Here is a 17,387-nt window from a genome sequence, read left to right on the forward strand (position 1 = left end):
CTAGAGAAAAGGTGTGTAATAAATGGGAAGGCATGTTACGGGACCATCTTTTTGATAATCCTTCGTATAAAGCAAAATTCTTTCGCCAATCCGCGACGAAAACTTTTCGCAGAACATATCAAGGGATTTATGAGTCTTGTAACCGGACGATTTTACTTCGATAGGAACAATCTTCTTGCCCTTGGTAAGAAGAAAATCAATTTCGTAATTGTGCTTATTTTCCGTAGGGAATGTGTAATAGAAGACTTCGTAGCCCTTCGTTTTCAACATCTGTGCAACAAGGTTTTCATAGACATAGCCCATATTGGACTCTAACTTATCTGAAAGTAGTTTTCTATAAATTTCGTTTTCCGTATATAATTTATCCTTAAAAGCGAGAGTTACAAACAGGCCTGTATCCGCAAGAAACATCTTGTAAACGTTGAAATCAGCGAACATTCCCATGCCTACTTGAGGGTCGTTCGCGTGATGAGCGATTGTCACCGTCTTACTACTTTCTATTTCTGCAATCAGCTCTTTGGTCTTATCTGAACTTTGTCGTTTGATAGTCTTTCCGAACTGATATCTCGATGCGTTGCTATTCAACTGGGCTGGGATTGCCGAAAAAATTTTGGACGCACGGCCAGACGGATCAATACGGAAAAAATCCGATTCATAAATTTCAAGAATTCCACGTTTGACTTCATCCACCGCACTCATGTCATTCGATTGAAGATAAGCTTCTACCGCTTGTGGCATACCCCCAACCAGCATATAGAGTCGGAGGTCTCGCATCCAGCGACGATGCACTGCCTCGCCCATAGGCCGCTTCATCATGAAAGCGTCATGCATCTGTCCAAGAGATACCGTGTTTCCGATAGCCCAGTAGAATTCTTCGAAATCAAGGGGATAAAGCGTTTCGGCATGTTCTTCACTCGGGATTACAATTCCCTTGATGTTTTTCTTCAGCGACAATAGGGAGCCGGTTTCGATATAGTCGTAACGACCATCCTTCACCAAATGCTTTATAGCCTGCCTTGCCAGAGGCTGCATCTGCACTTCATCAAAAATAATGACGGATTCACGCTTGTGCAAAGATACCCCGAAAATGTTCTGCAGACGCAAGAAGAAAAAGTCCAAATCCATCATGTTGCTAAAAAGGTCGTCGATTTCCTTGGATTTTCTTGAAAAATCCACTAGAATGTAGGATTTATACTCCCTTTTCGCGAATTCTTCCACCAGAGTAGATTTGCCAACACGGCGAGCCCCTTTCAATAGCAAGGCCGTTTTTCCGGGACGCTTATTTTTCCACTGGAGCATGGTTGCATACATCTTACGTTTAAAGATCATTTCTAGCCTCTTTTTTGCCTAAAATACACACATTTTACAGAAATCGCAAAATGTTTTAGTTGTAAAACTACATAAATCGCAAAATGTTTAAGCAAGAACCAATCATTTTCGCAAAATGTTCAGCTAGATAACCTTGCGTTTGGTGGTAGGGCTGTAGTGGACAAAGAGTTGTTCGAAGTTGTCGAGAACCTTGTCGCTTTCGAGACCGAGATTACGCATATAGAAATAGTAAGGTTTTTCGCTATCGGGAACGTCAATGACCGCTTTGATGAGTTTTTCGGTGATTCCTTCGTCAAAACAGGCAACAAGGTAATTGCCGTTCACGAAATAGACCGTCTTGCCCTCGATGGTGCGTTCTTCAATCTTGCTGGAGAGCGGCAGGTTGCATTCGGGCATTACCTGGAAAAGTAAGTCGAGCGGAGTGCGGTCTTCCTTGACGTTGTTTACGTCAAAAATGTCTGCGGAATCTGTTTCTGCAGGGCTGTAATATACGTCCTTCATGTTGCTATCGGCAAGTTTTAACACACGGAAACCGATGTCGAGGTCCTTCGCCTTTTCGCCAAATTCTTCCTTGATTTTATTACCTGCACGGCGGATGCGTTCCTTGCCAATTTCACAGATGTTCTTGTAGCCGGCCTTATAGGCCTCGGAATCTTCCGCAGTCGCTTCGGGGAGCTGAACGCAGATAAATTTGCGTTTGCCACCATCTTCGGCATTGAGTTGCATTACAGCGTGGGCGGTTGTAGCAGAGCCGGAGAAGAAGTCGAGAATAATTGAATTGTTCACTTTTTTTACACTTTCGCCTTCTTCATCTTGATAAAAAGTGGTAACCATTTTCATCAAAAAAATCAACAATTCAACAGACTTTGGGTAATCAAATCCTTTTATTTCTAAATCTCTTATATTTTTATTTCCGTTTGTAGTATAAATATCCGTGATGATATCTTTAACAGCTGTATAATCAAAATCACGTCTTTTAGAATAAATTTTAAACGAATTATCTTTTTTTATAAATTCCAAATCATTTGACTCTCGAAGTATTTTTTCTTTACTCCAACGATAAGCGTGATATTTATGAACGCCATCATTACATGGATGAGGTGGAATTTTAACATATCCGCTGTGTATATGAGTTTCAGAAACAGCTTCTATTTTTATATCTCCATCCGTTTCTCTATAATAAATATCAAATACAAGTGTTGGACGAGTTTCTTCATTAAATTTAGAATTTCCATTATACAATTCATGTGTTATTATATAGGCTCCCTTTGCATCGGTTTTTATATCCGCATTAATCCCATTATAAGAAGATGGCATTATTTGTTGCAACCAATTAGCACTTAAATTATAAACAGTCTGTTTCGTATTATTTTTTGAGTAAAGCAAAATATATTCATGTGTACCAGCAGCACCAACTCCCGAGATTTGACGTCCTTCTGGTTTATTCAGCCAAACAAAATTATTTAGAAAATTCTGTTCCCCAAATATTTCATCACATATTTTCTTCAAATTTTCCTGTTCATTATCATCAATGGAAATAAATATCACCCCGTCATCACTCAGCAAATTCCTTGCAATCTTCAGACGCGGATACATCATGTTCAGCCAGTCGGTATGGAAACGGCCATTGCTTTCGGTATTTTTCTCGAAGTTCTGCAAAAGCATGTTTCCGTCTTCGTCATACATTCCGCTCTTGGACTGAAATGATTCCGTATCTTCCTTGAAGTCATCATTATACACGAAGTCGTTGCCCGTATTGTAAGGCGGGTCAATGTAAATCATCTTGACCTTGCCCAAATAATTTTCCTGGAGCAGCTTGAGAACTTCAAGGTTGTCGCCTTCGATGTAAAGGTTTTCCGTGTTGTCGAAATCTACAGATTCCGCTTTGCAGGGGCGCAGCGTCATGTTGGTGGGGGCATTCGCATTGTGGATAGCCTCGCGCTTGCCGGGCCAAGTAAACTGGTAGCGTTCTTCACCTTCGCCAATGGTGGCATGGCTCAGGTTTTCCTGCAATTTTTCAAAGTCAATAGCGGCCTTGACGTTGCCATTTTCGTCAACGGTTTCGGTGATGCATTCCGGGAATAGGCACCCGATTTTCTTGATGTTTTCGTTTACCATATCAAGGCTGTGCATGGTTGCTTTTTCCATTTTGGTACTCCGTAAGTTGAGATTCCAAGTCTCGTTTGCGGTTAAAAAATTCCAGTTTGCGGGCGGGTTGGTTTTCGGAGCGAGCCTTCTTTTCAAGGTTCGCAATTTCTTTCTGCAACTTGGCGATGTGTTCCTGAATATCCAAGTTCTCGGCAACACTCAAGGCATCGCTCCAAAGGTTGCCCGCCACCTGTTTCACAATTCCGTTCCAAACATCATCCAGATTGAGGCCGCTAAAGCTGAAGCGAAATTCCCCGGCCAGCACCCAATCCTTTGATACCACGATATGTTCGTCATACTTCAGCGCAAAACGGACCACATCGCCATAGCTCAAAGCGAGAAGAATGTTCTTTTGTCCAATGCGATGCAGCAGGGTTTCCACATTCTTCGGGTTGAACTGTTTTCGCTTCATCGAGACCCGAGCCACATAAAAGCCCTTTACGCGGGCGCCCGCTGCTACGGGCAAGCTCTTTGTAGAAACGACGTTTGTAATGACGACTTGTGCAATATCCTCATTAAAAGTCGCCTTTTGAGATGTAGATGCCGGTGCAAGCATTCCCACGCGTCCCAGCAGGGCATCTTTTGCCACAATCTTTTTAATTTCAGAATCTACAGGAAATCCAAACATCGATAAATCCTAGCGTACCACCAAAAAGCAAATCAATTCAAAATCGTCAAGACCTTTGACAACTTCACTCTTGAAATCCACAAAGTCGCCATTCAAGAAACAATCCATTTGCGACTCCTCCTTTTTTGCCACAAGCGAGACAATAGCCTCCCCTAGCAACTTGGAATACTTCTTCATATCGCGACCATCTCGTGTTTCTTTATTGAACAAACGATATAAGCCAGCGATAGGTTCCGCTTGGTTCCTGCATAAGAGACGCATTTCGTCGAGTAACTTTTTCGGATTCAGATGATTGCAAACAATGTTGCCGTCATCGGTGATATACACCATGTAAAAGGGATGAATCGGATTACGCTTATCGACATTCACGTCTTTTACACGATTTTTTAGTACGTATATCACGCCAGGCGGATTCTCTTTTGTCGCTTGAACCACAGAATGCAAACCTAGCGGAGCGTTTTCAATGTCGGGATGTTTCTTGACGTAATCCAGCAAATCCAAATGGAATTCATTCAAGCCTAAATCGGTAATGCTAATGCCACCGTTCATCTCTTCAAGATCCACAACTTCTTCGCGGAGTTTTTGAAGTTGTGACTTGCGATATTCCAAATCGGCTTTTTCATTTTCATCGATGATATTGTCGTCACCCGTACTGGTCATATCAACGATTTTCATACGCACTTCAACACGTGCTTTAAGCTGGATATATTCGTCCAAAGTCACGTCGGGCCAAAAATTCACCAGTTGAATTTTATCATTCTTTGAACCAATGCGGTCAATACGTCCAAATCGCTGAATAATACGAACCGGATTCCAATGGATGTCGTAATTCACCAAGAAATCCGAGTCCTGCAAGTTTTGGCCTTCACTAATACAATCTGTCGCAATCAACACGTCAATGATCGCAGTTTCCTTGGATTTCATGGCCGCCTTATTTTTTGAAATCGGAGAAAAACAAGTCAGGACTGTGTTCATGTCACGCTTTTTGAGCTTAGCAGTGGTGCGGCCTTCTTCGGTTCCCGAAATCATTGCGGTTTCTAAGCCAAATTTCGCTTTTACAAATGCAGAAACATGCGTGTAAAGGTAATCTGCAGTATCGGCAAATGCAGTGAATACAATGACTTTCTTGTTACCATCATTGATAGGACTTTCAACTTTATTCTTAATGAGTGAAAGCAATTCTTGCAATTTTCCGTCGTGTTCAGGCGTCACGACAGATGTCATCGAAAGCAGACTATCTAACAAAGCGGAGTCCGTTGCAAGCGAAGCTCGCCACGAAACATAATCCATGTCAGCCAAATCAATGCGAAGGTGCTTTTTTACTCCATAAAGAACGTCATCGTTTTGGTCATCCGCATCAAAATCATCTGCAAAATTTCCAGTTGCAAATTCCGCTAATTCAATTTTTTGATGACTAGTCTTTTGCTTGATAAATCCATCGATTTCCTGAATTTTAGAATCAATTAGTTTTTTAATTTTCTTGACTGTAATGTTAAATGAATAGACAGAACTTTCCATACGTTTGAGCAAGTTGATGCTCATTAATCGGCGAATACCCTGTTCACGGCCAGCCTGTGAAAGTGAACGATATTCATCATCGGCTAATTCGTATTTTTCTCGGCAACTGGGAAGTATAAAACTGGTCGGCGTATAAACGCTCAGGTCTAATTTGCAGAGAAGCTCATAAACCTTATTGTAATCGCAAACGCCGGAAACATCGGTCAGCTTTGGACTTTTGCTAATCGGCTTTAAGCGTTCCGGGAATTTGCCGATATCAGCGGTATCGTAATAGCGCTGGATATGTTTACGGGAACGTGCGATTGTCACTGCATCGAGTACACGGAAAAAATCGCTATCGAGAAGCTTTAACAGATTTTCGGTCGTTCGGTCTTTGGCTTCAAACTTACTCCACGTGTTATACGCTTTTTGTGCATTTCTGAAAACTTCGCCAATTCCTTTATCTGTCGAAAGTTTGTCATTCATGTTTTCTTCTTTACCTTCGTAAGCGAGCGCAAGTTGATTTTTCAAGTCGTTAAAGCGATTGTTCACAGGCGTTGCCGAAAGCATCAAAACTTTTGTCTTTACGCCTTGCTTAATTACATTGTTCAAAAGAGTCGCATAACGGTTCATCTTGTCGATTTCGTCAAGTTCGAAATCATCATCGACCATTTTCCCTTTTGACGTTTTGTATTTACTGCCGTTTCTAAAGTTGTGCGATTCATCAATCACAACTAAATCAAACGCACTCCATTTAATACGCGAAAGGTCCGTTCCATTGGAATCTCCAGATTCTCGGTTCAAGTCCGTATGAAAAAGAACCGTATAACCGAGGCGATCCTCATAGACAGGATTATCTTCGTAAAAACCTCTGTACGTATTCCAGTTGTTCGCAAGCTTTTTAGGGCATAGGACTAGTACAGACTTGTTCCTGTTTTCGTAATACTTGATGACCGCTAGTGCCGTGAAAGTTTTTCCAAGACCGACGCTATCGGCTAAAATGCAGCCATTGTATTTTTCAAGCTTATTGATAACACCAAGAGCAGCATCCTTCTGGAAATTGTAAAGCATATTCCAGATTTTGCTCTGCTTAAAACCCGATTTTTCATTCGGAAGAGTATCTTCGGAAATGTCTTGCAAAAATTCGCTAAAGATATGGTAAAGCGTGACAAAGTAAATGAACGCAGGGGAATTTTCGTTATAGGCTGCGGAAATGTTTTCAATGACTGTTTCCGTTACATCTTGCATTTTGCCTGAATCATTCCATAAGGAATCAAACAGTTGCAAAAATTGTGACGAATGAGGGGCTTCAAGCTTGGTCACAAAGTTGTAAATATTGTCGCCTCGTTCGCAACCCAAGTCAACTGTTGTAAAGCCTCGCAGTGGAGAATAAGATGTGGAATCCACGTTCGCAAATCCGAGCATGTGTTCGCTTGTAAAGTTCGATTTAAAACGAGCCTTTTCGCGAATCCATTCCGCACATTCGCGGGCTATTGCCTTTTGCGACAATTCGTTACGAAGTCGTACTTCAAAATCTGAGCCGTAAAGACTGCGTTCGCGGTTCAATCGCGGAATAAAGAATTCCTTTTTCTCTTTGGGAAAACTTTCTGAGATAAATGTCGGCGATGTAAAAATGAAGCGAAGCTCTTCGATATTTTCTAATTGCTTCTTGAGTTCCTGATAAGCATAAATTGAAAAACAGGATGCAGCTATCGCGACCTTGCTGCCTTGTTTGATTTCCAAAGCTAGGTCATCGCGTAACTTCTGGTTGATATTGTCTATCAACTTCATCTTTCAAATCGCCCTTTGCACAATCCGTAGCAAAGCGATAAAAGCCGACGGCGTCAGACAAATTACGCAAAACCACAAATCGCACTTTGCGCTCTTGTTCGATGAATTTACAGGCGGAACAAATAATTCCCGAACTAACGTTTTTTCTTTGGCAACAAGAAAAGGACGCAGGTCGCTGCAATTTATCACGCTGAGGCTCTGCATTGCCCATGTACGATAAATGCAAACGACCCACGTCCCAAAGCGGGCGACAGAAAACACAGCAAGTTTCGTATAGATTGCTTCTCCCCATTGGGGATAACAAGACTACTGCAACAAGTTGCAGAGTCTTGTAAAGCCTTCGGCTCGCAATGACATGCGGAACGTTGCTGTTCTTGTCGAAATACGCCTAAACGAGCCGCATTGCTACGGTTCGAAAATCGTATTTACGTGAGCGTTCGCCTTGTCCTCGTACATTGGAAATTTGCAGATTTCAGCGTGAGAACAAGAGCTAATAAACTCGATGCGCCCCGCATTTAAAATGCGGAGCTATGTCGGTAAGAATTTATAAATTTATCCTATGCCTCAGGAATTCCGCATTCAAACAATTGCAAAGATTCGCTCCGATTTCCCGGACAAGTTCGGGATTCCGCGCCAAAGTGGAATCTTAAAGGATCTAAAATCCCAGATTGTGTTTGAGCCGGAGTTCCGGAATGCGGATGCTCTTCGCGGGCTTGAAGAATTTTCGCACCTGTGGATTGTCTGGATTTTTTCGGAAAATATTCGCAAGGAATTCCATCCGACCGTTCGACCGCCGCGCCTTGGCGGGAACGTTCGCAAAGGCGTTTTCGCGACGCGCTCCTCTTTTCGCCCGAATCCGCTTGCGCTTTCCGTCGTCAAAATTGAAAAAATCGAAAATTCAAACGAAGGTCCCGTCATAACCGTTTCCGGTGCCGATCTCATGGACGGAACCCCGATTGTGGACATCAAACCGTACCTTCCTTACGCCGATGCCGTTCCGCAGGCGACAGGCGGCTTTACAGATAAAGTAAAATTTGTACCGCTCTCGGTAAACTTCCCAGACGCGGAACTTCAAAAGGTTGCTCCCGAAAAACGTTCCGCGCTTTTGCGCGTGCTTTCCGAAGATCCGCGCCCTGCGTACCAAAAGGATGCGACCCGTGTTTACGGTTTCCGTTTTGCTTCTTACGAAATCAAGTTTACGGTAAAAGATAACACGCTCTGTGTCCAGAGCGTATCTCTTGTTTGAATCAAAATTTTAGCCATTGCAACGGTCAGAAAACCGACGTTTTTACAACTTGCGAATCGTTTCTTCGGAGAGATGCGTTATTCTAGCTACCTTCTCTACAGAATCACCTTCAGCCAGCATATCACGAGCCATCGCGCGAGTTTTATCAAGGACGCCTTCAGCGACCTTCGCATTCACTCAGTCTGCGTAGTCTTCTAAGAAGGCCTCGCCCATAACGTTATGGTCCCATCTTTCGTGATGCATTTTTTGGTACACCTCAAATTCTTCTTTATTGAAATTAGATACTTTTGAGCTTTCCGTCAAAGCATTCCCCGAAGCAAAACTTATATTAAATCATGTACCATTTAAGACGTTAAACTGGATGGGGCTATGAAGGTAAAGTTTTTTCTTTCGTGCATTGCGTTCGCTGTATTTTCGTGTTCTGAAACATCTTCCCAAGCAGAGGGGACCCCTTCCTCTTCACAAAAAAGCCTTGTCATCGTTTACGAAAACGACGTTCATTGCAATATGGAAGGCTATGCAAAATTCGCAGGTCTCCGCGATTTGATTGCCGATACAGCCGCCGTGGCGACCGTTTCTGTCGGCGATTTTTTGCAAGGCGGAGCCTGGGGAAGCATTTCACACGGAGGCTATGTCGTTCCGGTTGTAAATAAAGTCGGTTATGACGTTATGGCTCTCGGAAACCACGAGCTCGATTACAAATTTCCGCGCTTGATGGAACTTGTCGATTCCCTGACTCCACCCATCATTTGTTCTAACCTTGTCCTCAAAGGGACAACGACGCCCCTGTTCAAACCTTACGTTTTAAAACAAATCGGTTCAAAGAAAATCGCCTTTGTCGGGGCGCTTACGCCCAATGCTTTAGTAACAGAATCTTATGCATTCGAAGATGATTCCTCAAAGGATTCATACGACATTCCGGCAGGCAATGTTTTTCAATTGGTACAAACCGCGGTAAACAATGCGCGCAAAGCGGGTGCCGATTACGTGATTCTGCTTTCACATTTCGGAATTGAGCCTCCCTTCACTTCCATGGAATTAATTCAAAATACTTCCGGAATCAATGCTGTCCTCGACGCCCATTCTCATTCCGTTGTCGCCGAAAAATTTGTTCCCAATTTAAATGGCGATAGTATTCTGGTTTCCCAAACAGGTTCTAAATTTCAAAATGTCGGCGTTTTAGACATTACGCATGACGGAAGATTTCATTCCCGATTGATGCCGCTAGACAGTATCACGACCTCAAGCAAATCCGTTTCTGCGGTCTACGATAGTTTATACGCAATTGCGGTTCAGGACTTGCAACAGGTAATTTCCAGCACAAAGTTTGATTTGAACATCAACGAAGATGACGGGAAACGTTTAGTCCGCAAAGGCGAAACGAATTTAGCCGATCTCGTCGCCGACGCCTTTCGGAACGCTTTCGAAGCCCAAATCGGTCTAGTGAACGGAGGAAGCGTTCGCGCCACGATCCCTGCCGGGAACATCTCTTACCAAAATATTTTAGACGTAATCCCGTTTGCAAATGACATGTGCCTTGTCAAAGCGACCGGAAAACAGATCAAGTCCGCGCTTTCTGAAGGGGCTTCGCATTTGCCCGATGAATTTGGAGGCTTTTTGCAAGTTTCGGGTATGCGCTACGAAATCGTCATCGATTCCATTCCGCACATTGAAAACATTCAAGTCGAAACCGACAGCGGCTACGTAAATATGGCAGATGACAAAATTTATACCGTGGGGATGGCTTCTTACCTAGCATACGCCGGGGCCGAAATCACATCGTTTCGACAAAGTGAAATCGTTATAGACAAAGTGATGACGGATGACGAAGCCGTCATGAAGTATTTAAAATCACTCGGTTCAGAAATTCCGGAGCTTTACCGCAAGCCTCAAGGGAGAATTTTGGTAACGGCAAGCGAAAAGTCCCGCTAAATTTCTACCTTTGTTCGCAATATGAAATTTTCCGAACTTCCCTTAGACGAACGTCTGCAGCGTGCAATCGTTGACGCAAAATACACCACTCCGACACCGATCCAAGAGAAAGCGATTCCTCCGGTTTTGGAACGCAAAGACTTGATGGGCATCGCCCAGACGGGTACCGGAAAGACGGCAGCCTTTGCTCTTCCGATTTTGCAGAACCTGCTCCAAGGCGGAGACTCTAAAGGCCAAAAGCCGATCCGCGTTCTGGTCCTGCTCCCGACGCGAGAGCTCGCCATTCAAGTTTCGGACTGCTTTGAAAAATATCAGAAGTACACCCGTTTAACAAGCGCCTGCATTTTCGGCGGAGTCAGCGATTTACCGCAAAAGAGAGCGCTCTCCCGCGGTGTCGATACGCTGATCGCCACGCCGGGCCGCCTTTTGGACCTCATCAATCAACGCGTGGTCAGCTTAAAGAAGCTCGAATATTTTGTTCTCGATGAAGCAGACCGCATGCTCGACATGGGCTTCATTCACGACATCAAAAAGGTCGTGGCACAGCTTCCGCAAAAACGCCAGAACCTGTTCTTTAGCGCGACGATGCCGCCCGAAATCATAAAGCTCGCCGCATCGATTTTACGCACGGATCCGGTCCGCGTCGAAGTCACCCCGCAGAGCACGCCCATTGAACGCATTCGCCAGGAGCTTTACCGCATCGACAAACGTCGCAAAGGTGCGCTTCTCAAGGAAATGCTTTTAGAGCATCCGGAAATGAAAAAGGTTCTTGTCTTTTCGCGGACCAAACACGGCGCAGATAAAATCGTCCGCATTCTCGAAAAGGCAAAGATTACCTGCGCTGCCATCCACGGCAACAAAAGTCAGAACCGCCGCCAGGAAGCTCTCGGGAACTTTAAAACGGAACAGATCCGCGTTCTCGTCGCCACGGACATTGCAGCCCGCGGCATCGACGTGGACAATGTGAGCCACGTTTTCAATTACGACCTTCCCGATGTTCCCGAAACCTTTGTCCATCGCATTGGACGTACCGCCCGCGCTGGCCGCGAAGGCGTCGCCATTTCTTTCTGCGCCCCGGACGAAGAGCAGGACCTGCGCGCTATCGAAAAATTGACCCGCGTCCAAATTCCGGAAGGCGACCGCGCGATTTTTGAAAAGCTCCCGCCTCCGCAAAAGGAAACTCCCGAAAGCGAAGCCCGCAACGCTCGCTGGCGTACCGGAAAGTTCGGCGGTCGCAAAGCGCGCGAGCAAAAAAAGGAATCGGCGAAAAAGGAACCGAGCAAACCTCAGGCGGCTCAAAAGCAAAACGCCGTTCCAACGCCTAAGACTCACACGGGCAAGCGCCTCGGCAGCCGCGCACGTCGCCGCTTAAGAGAAGAACAGGCAAAAAGACAGCAGTCGCAAAACGGATAAAAGAGGAAAAACCTGTGGCAAAGAAAATTCTCATCATGGTCGCAAGCCCCAAGAACGAACGAAGCGGAACGCTCATTCCGACAAAAGCCTTCGTGGACGGAATGCTCGAAAACGGCGACTATGAATCGGAATATGTTTTTATAGACCGCTTAAACATCAAACCTTGCCGCGGTTGCCTCACCTGCTGGGGCCGCCCAGACGGAAGCTGTTTCATTAAAGACGACGATGTTCCGGAGACCCGTAAAAAGCTCGAAGAAGCCGACGTGGTCATTTGGAGTTTCCCGCTGTTCCTCTTTAGCATTCCGGGACAAATGAAAGTTTTGCTCGACCGTATCGTGGGAATGGTTCACCCTTACATGGGCCAAAAGTTGAGCGGGGGAAATTCTACGCCCGATATGAACAAACCGATGCACGGTCTACAGCACCAGAAGCCCGGTCAAAAAATCATTCTGCTGTCGAGCTGTGCCTGGATGGACATCGACGTTGTGTATGAACCAATCAAAAAACAGTTCGACATCATTCTCGGCAGGGGCAAGTATTATTTGATAGCCTGCCCGCAGATGCGCGCCTTACACCATCGCGGTGGAGAGCGTCGTTTGAACATGCTCCGCAAACGCTATGCGGCAGGCGGCGCAGAACTTGCAAAAACCGACGCCATTTCCAAGGAAGCGATCGACCTGATGCAGAAGCCGATCTTTGGCGAAGACGCCTACGTTACGCTCGTCACGGAATTCGTCACGCACATGTTCGACCGCGACGACAACTTCTAAAAATTCTAAAGATTATCTTCAATCCACTGAAAACGTTTTTCCATCCACACGGTCATGGAATCGACGGCTTCATCGTGGGAATCGTAGGAATGCCTTAACGCCCAAAGGAAAGCGTTATCAAGAATCGGCCAGCGTTTGAATTCATTCTTCGCCGCCTTTTCGATTTGCTTTTTGTACAGCGGAATACTGTCGATCAGCGCATGGAAAGTTTCCCGGTGATCTTCCCAGTATTCCTTCGCCCTTTTCGACATCCGGTAATCCATTAGAATAAAGCGGTTCCAGCGATAATTGCGAATGAACCAATTTTCGGGCATGCTGTACTGTTTACGGGACTCGTTTCCAAAGCCCAGGTCAAAGTCCCAAAGCGGTCCAAAGTGGATTTGACCGCCGCGAGTCCAGTAAAAGAAGACGCTTCGGGTGAACTTGCCGTCTTCGTTTTTCGCAAATTCCTGAATCCAATAGTACACGAGAAAATCGTGTATGTTCAACCAATTCTCAATGGAATCTTCACCCCAAAAATCTTGCCGGTGCAGATAGGTTTCAAAGCTGTCCAGGTGCGCCTTTGCCACTTGGATATTTTCTTCGGAAACGCGCTTCGGTTCCTGAATGTGAATCAGGTTCCCGTCCAATGTTTCAAAGAATGGGTCATCGACTTTTTTGGAGTCTTCTTTTTCAAATAAAAAGTTCGAATCGTTTTGGGCAAGGTTAATGCGCTTCTTCGAAAACTTGATCGTTTCCGAAAGCATAAAGACACCTTTGTATTCGCGGTTCAGGTAAACTTCCACGAACTGCATTCTTGGAGTGAAAGGCGCTCCGAGCCAATTCGCAAGGCGCGTCATCATATAGTCGCGGATTAAAGTCTTATCGCCGTATTTCGAAAGGAGTGCCCAGTCGCGGTTCTTGGGCATTCCGAGAAGCGATGTCTTTTCGGTGAATTCGAGTTTGAGTCCGTATTTGGGAGTGTGATAGGTCGAGTTTCCGCGCCCGCGTACAGTGAGCTCCAAAATTTCACTCTCTGGAGAATCCTTGCCGTAAATCTGCAAACGGGCAGGAACCAAGGTTTCGCGATTTCGGATGTCTTTAAAATTTTCCGTTTCAATCACCACGCGCGGAATGTCTGCGTAGGGATATTCCGAATCGTCCAACGGCAAATATGAAACGTCATCCATTGACGATTCTGTATTTTCCCAAAGGCAACCCGAACAAAAAATCGCACAGGCCGCAAGCATAATCCACGGAAATATTCGCATAGCTTCAAACTCGTTTAGAATATAACCGAAAAGCCCCCCAAAATCAAGATTTTACGGATTAACGGAGCGCTTCTTCTTTTTGCGGCGCAAAATATAATGGGTCAGGTAATTGTAAAAGGCTTCCGTTTTAGAATCGCCCTGCTGATTGCGACGAAGCGACACAACGATATCGCGCTTGAATTCCGTATCGGTCACTTCCAAAAGGCGCACCTTTTTATGGTCCATTTTTCCCCAGGAAAGTTCTGGCCAAAATCCGACGCCGATGCCTGCCGCCACAGCTTCCTTTACCGCGAGAGCGTTGTCACTTTCAAAGGTGACGTTCGCATTAAAGCCGACACGTTCACAGAGTTCGTTACAGATTTTACGGTACTGCTTAGAGCCGTAAAGACGAATAAACTTTTCATCTCGCAAGTCAAAAAGCGAAATGGAATTCATCTTTTTGTAACGGGCAATGTTCGGGACTGCGAGGAAAATCTTTTCAGAATGAACAAAGGTTTCATCGCTATTCGTGTGATCGAGTTCAGGGCGGTAATTCGCATACGTGCGAACGCAAATATCAAAGACATTCGTTTCTTCGTTCTGGATCAAGTCCACGTCGATGTCGGAATGCTCTTTTTTATAGTCGATAACAGCGCTTGTAATCAAAGTGGATGCGGCAAGAACGTTCAATTTAATATTGTTGTTCTGCTTTTGAATCATCTCTTTCAGCTGGGACGGAAGCAGCATCATGTTTTCATACAGCGGCAAGAGCTTTTCGTAAAAGAACCGGCCCGCTTCGGTGAGCTTAATATTTCGACCGACCGTTTTGAACAGCGGAACGCCCAATTCACTTTCGAGCTTGTGAATCGCCTGGGTCAAAGCGGGCTGCACCACATAAAGGTTTTTTGCGCTTTGCGTCACATGCTCCGTTCGAGCGACTTCCAAAAAATATTTCAGCTGTGTCAATTCCATTTCGGTCAAATATAAGCAAAAAGGGTGTTGTTCCTAGATTTTTTCCTATAAGATAGTTTGATTATTAGATAATTGTCAATTATAATATCATCTTTAATTAATAATAATTATTGATAAATTGATACAAACAAATTATTAGTCAAAAGTGATGAATGACTCTACATTTGAACCGTAAAAAAAACCTCAATCAGGAGTCATTATGTCGATCAAGTTCTTCGCCGCTCTTGCTACAGCAGCCCTCGCTCTCACCGCTTGCCAAAAGGCGAATACCTGCAGCTACAACGAAAATTCAAACGAGCTCGTCTGCGTCGAAAAAACTTACAAGACCGTTAAAACCGGCGGCCGCATTTGGATGGCCGAAAACCTCGCCCGTCTGGATCTCACCGGCACAAGTCACTGCTACGGCGATTCCGCAAAGAACTGCGAAATCTACGGCAGCCTTTACCCGTTTGAAACCGCCACAAAGATTTGTCCAAACGGTTGGACGCTTCCGACCCAGGCGGACTTTGGAAAGGCAGACATAAAGGCTCTGAATGTGGTGAAGGCCGGCTTCCGCTATTACGACGGAAAGTCCGCTGACCTCGGCACAAGCGCCAGTTTCTGGACCGCAGACGCCTTTGACGATTCCCGTGCCGTTCTCGTCCGCGTCACCGACACAACCGTGTTCGAACACTTCAACAAAAGCATTTCCGCTTCGATCCGCTGCATCAAAAAGTAGATTCCTTTTAGATAGATACCAGAAGCATTCCCTTTAACCCAGAAATACTTATGCAATGGTTCATTGATTTATTTACAGGATCTTCGGTCGCACAGCAGGTGGTCGTCCTTTCCTTTACGGCGGCCATCGGTCTCATGATCGGACGCATTAAGGTCAAGGGTGTAAGCCTCGGCGGTGCCGGAGCTCTCTTCGTTGGCATTCTCTTTGGGCATTTTGGCCTTCGCATGGATCCGAACGTTCTGCACTTTATGCAGGAATTCGGTTTGATTTTGTTCGTGTACACAATCGGTATGCAAGTGGGTCCGGGCTTTATCGACTCGATTCGCCGTCATGGTCTTGTACTGAACATTCTCGCAGTGAGCATTGTGCTGATGGGCGTTTTGATTACGGTCGGTATTTACTTCTTTACCGATATGAGCCAGAACGTTCCGGTGCTGATCGGTATGCTCTGCGGCGCCGTGACAAACACGCCTTCCCTGGGCGCCGCCAACTCAGCTCTTGCGGCGGCAGGTGCGGACACGTCTCTTACCGGTATCGGTTATGCGGTCGCTTACCCGTTCGGTGTAATCGGCATTATTCTGGTGATGCTTCTTGTGCGTCTCATTTTTAGAAAGAAGCCAGAGGCCGCTGCAGAGGAATACACGGCAGAGCTCGGCAAGACCCGTCAGGACATTGTCTCATGCAGTCTCGCTCTCGAAAACAAGAACCTTTTTAACGCGCGCATCAAGGACATTCCGGGCATTCGAACGAGCGGTATTGTGATTACCCGCTTGCAGCGCGGCGATGACGTCTCAATGCCGGACGGAAAGGTCGTTTTGCAGGAAGGCGACAAACTTCACATCGTCGGATTCCCGAACGATGTCGAGCTGATGGAAAAGCTGATCGGTTCGCGCCTTGAAAAGCCCATTACACAGCTCCATTCGAAGATTGAAACCCGCAGCATTCTTGTGACGAACAAAAAGGTTCTTGGCAAAACTCTCGGAACGCTCGCCCTGGAACATTACGGAGTGACCGCAAGCCGTGTCGTCCGCGGAGAATTCAAGTTCACCGGACGTCTCGATTTGCGTCTGAAATTTGCGGATAAGGTCCTTGTCGTCGGCCCGAGCGAAGGCATTGACGCCGTAGCAAAGATACTCGGCGATTCCCTCAAGGCTTTGGACCATCCGGAGATCATTCCGGCCTTTATCGGCATTTTCCTCGGCATTATTCTCGGATCGATTCCTATTGCGATTCCTGGCATGCCGACACCGCTCAAGCTCGGTCTTGCTGGTGGCCCGCTGATTGTTGCAATTCTGCTTTCTCGCAAGCGCAAGCTTGGCCCGCTAAACTTCTTTATGGCGGCAAGTGCAAACTTGATGCTCCGCGAACTAGGCATTACGTTGTTCCTTACGTGCGTTGGCTTGAATGCGGGTATTAAGTTCTTTGATGTTCTTTTGAACGGTGATGGTTTCTACTATATGGGACTCGCCGCCTTGATTACCTTCATTCCGCTGATGATCGCAGGCATTGTCGGAACCCTCGTCTTCAAGGTCAATTATTTGAGCCTCTGCGGTATGATCGCCGGTTCCATGACCGACCCTCCTGCCCTCGCCTTTGCCAACAGCATGACGAACAGCGAAGCGACAAATGTGGGATACGCCTCCGTTTACCCTCTGACGATGCTCTTACGCATCTTAAGCGGACAAGTTCTAGCGATACTCCTTCTCGCTTAAGT

Annotated in this window: 12 protein-coding genes; 6 read left to right on the forward strand and 6 right to left on the reverse strand. The window is 45.7% G+C overall.

Annotated features, from left to right (window positions below; all coding sequences use genetic code 11):
- The 4 genes from BGX16_RS04730 to BGX16_RS04745 all read right to left on the reverse strand — a co-directional run bounded on the left by BGX16_RS04730 (position 1) and on the right by BGX16_RS04745 (position 7,393).
- Entirely contained in the window at positions 1–1,329 is a 1,329-nt protein-coding gene (locus BGX16_RS04730) for an ATP-binding protein (protein WP_100425015.1), read from the reverse strand.
- Positions 1,330–1,452: 123 nt separating this feature from the next.
- Positions 1,453–3,477 carry a site-specific DNA-methyltransferase gene (locus BGX16_RS04735; protein ID WP_100425016.1) on the reverse strand — a complete coding sequence of 675 codons (2,025 nt, stop codon included), beginning with the start codon at positions 3,475–3,477 and terminating at the stop codon, positions 1,453–1,455.
- The gene (locus tag BGX16_RS04740) at positions 3,449–4,105 is read right to left on the reverse strand and encodes a DUF4391 domain-containing protein (RefSeq protein ID WP_100425017.1); all 657 of its coding nucleotides are present in this window, start codon (positions 4,103–4,105) and stop codon (positions 3,449–3,451) included. The genes BGX16_RS04735 and BGX16_RS04740 overlap by 29 nt, the downstream gene beginning before the upstream one ends.
- Positions 4,106–4,114: 9 nt before the next feature.
- Positions 4,115–7,393 (reverse strand): helicase-related protein, encoded by a 3,279-nt coding sequence (locus BGX16_RS04745; RefSeq protein ID WP_100425018.1) that lies wholly within the window; start codon positions 7,391–7,393, stop codon positions 4,115–4,117.
- 559 nt (positions 7,394–7,952) lie between these two features.
- Between BGX16_RS04745 and tsaA the strand changes: the two genes are divergently transcribed.
- From tsaA to BGX16_RS04765, 4 genes are all read left to right on the forward strand, one after another.
- Positions 7,953–8,639, forward strand: a complete 687-nt coding sequence (gene tsaA / locus BGX16_RS04750) for a tRNA (N6-threonylcarbamoyladenosine(37)-N6)-methyltransferase TrmO (protein ID WP_100425019.1) — start codon at positions 7,953–7,955, stop codon at positions 8,637–8,639.
- Positions 8,640–9,008: 369 nt separating this feature from the next.
- The gene (locus BGX16_RS04755; RefSeq protein ID WP_100425020.1) at positions 9,009–10,571 is read left to right on the forward strand and encodes a bifunctional metallophosphatase/5'-nucleotidase; all 1,563 of its coding nucleotides are present in this window, start codon (positions 9,009–9,011) and stop codon (positions 10,569–10,571) included.
- A 21-nt stretch (positions 10,572–10,592) separates the two neighbouring features.
- Positions 10,593–11,984 (forward strand): DEAD/DEAH box helicase, encoded by a 1,392-nt coding sequence (locus BGX16_RS04760; RefSeq protein WP_100425021.1) that lies wholly within the window; start codon positions 10,593–10,595, stop codon positions 11,982–11,984.
- 14 nt (positions 11,985–11,998) lie between these two features.
- Positions 11,999–12,754 carry a flavodoxin family protein gene (locus tag BGX16_RS04765; protein ID WP_241899456.1) on the forward strand — a complete coding sequence of 252 codons (756 nt, stop codon included), beginning with the start codon at positions 11,999–12,001 and terminating at the stop codon, positions 12,752–12,754.
- Positions 12,755–12,759: 5 nt separating this feature from the next.
- Here BGX16_RS04765 and BGX16_RS04770 read toward each other — a convergent pair whose 3' ends face one another.
- Both BGX16_RS04770 and BGX16_RS04775 read right to left on the reverse strand, forming a co-directional pair.
- Positions 12,760–13,923, reverse strand: a complete 1,164-nt coding sequence (locus tag BGX16_RS04770; RefSeq protein WP_157797870.1) for a CotH kinase family protein — start codon at positions 13,921–13,923, stop codon at positions 12,760–12,762.
- Positions 13,924–14,055: 132 nt separating this feature from the next.
- Complete coding sequence (locus tag BGX16_RS04775) at positions 14,056–14,955, reverse strand: LysR family transcriptional regulator (protein ID WP_100426757.1); 900 nt, start codon at positions 14,953–14,955, stop codon at positions 14,056–14,058.
- A 199-nt stretch (positions 14,956–15,154) separates the two neighbouring features.
- Here BGX16_RS04775 and BGX16_RS04780 point away from each other — a divergent pair, with 199 nt between their 5' ends.
- Together BGX16_RS04780 and BGX16_RS04785 are read left to right on the forward strand one after the other, a co-directional pair.
- Entirely contained in the window at positions 15,155–15,673 is a 519-nt protein-coding gene (locus tag BGX16_RS04780) for an FISUMP domain-containing protein (protein ID WP_100425023.1), read from the forward strand.
- A 50-nt stretch (positions 15,674–15,723) separates the two neighbouring features.
- Positions 15,724–17,385: a putative transporter gene (locus BGX16_RS04785; protein ID WP_100425024.1), complete on the forward strand. Its 1,662-nt coding sequence runs from the start codon at positions 15,724–15,726 to the stop codon at positions 17,383–17,385.
- Positions 17,386–17,387 lie beyond the last annotated feature (2 nt).

This window comes from Hallerella succinigenes, from assembly GCF_002797675.1.
GTDB classification, from domain to species: domain Bacteria; phylum Fibrobacterota; class Fibrobacteria; order Fibrobacterales; family Fibrobacteraceae; genus Hallerella; species Hallerella succinigenes.

Excerpts from the sequence above, each read along its gene's own strand:
- BGX16_RS04740 (WP_100425017.1), bottom strand. The coding sequence starts at position 4,105 with ATGTTTGGATTTCCTGTAGATTCTGAAATTAAAAAGATTGTGGCAAAA.
- BGX16_RS04760 (WP_100425021.1), top strand. The coding sequence starts at position 10,593 with ATGAAATTTTCCGAACTTCCCTTAGACGAACGTCTGCAGCGTGCAATC.
- BGX16_RS04745 (WP_100425018.1), bottom strand. The coding sequence starts at position 7,393 with ATGAAGTTGATAGACAATATCAACCAGAAGTTACGCGATGACCTAGCT.
- BGX16_RS04785 (WP_100425024.1), top strand. The coding sequence starts at position 15,724 with ATGCAATGGTTCATTGATTTATTTACAGGATCTTCGGTCGCACAGCAG.
- BGX16_RS04735 (WP_100425016.1), bottom strand. The coding sequence starts at position 3,477 with ATGGAAAAAGCAACCATGCACAGCCTTGATATGGTAAACGAAAACATC.
- BGX16_RS04730 (WP_100425015.1), bottom strand. The coding sequence starts at position 1,329 with ATGATCTTTAAACGTAAGATGTATGCAACCATGCTCCAGTGGAAAAAT.
- BGX16_RS04770 (WP_157797870.1), bottom strand. The coding sequence starts at position 13,923 with ATGGATGACGTTTCATATTTGCCGTTGGACGATTCGGAATATCCCTAC.
- BGX16_RS04755 (WP_100425020.1), top strand. The coding sequence starts at position 9,009 with ATGAAGGTAAAGTTTTTTCTTTCGTGCATTGCGTTCGCTGTATTTTCG.
- BGX16_RS04775 (WP_100426757.1), bottom strand. The coding sequence starts at position 14,955 with ATGGAATTGACACAGCTGAAATATTTTTTGGAAGTCGCTCGAACGGAG.
- tsaA (WP_100425019.1), top strand. The coding sequence starts at position 7,953 with ATGCCTCAGGAATTCCGCATTCAAACAATTGCAAAGATTCGCTCCGAT.
- BGX16_RS04780 (WP_100425023.1), top strand. The coding sequence starts at position 15,155 with ATGTCGATCAAGTTCTTCGCCGCTCTTGCTACAGCAGCCCTCGCTCTC.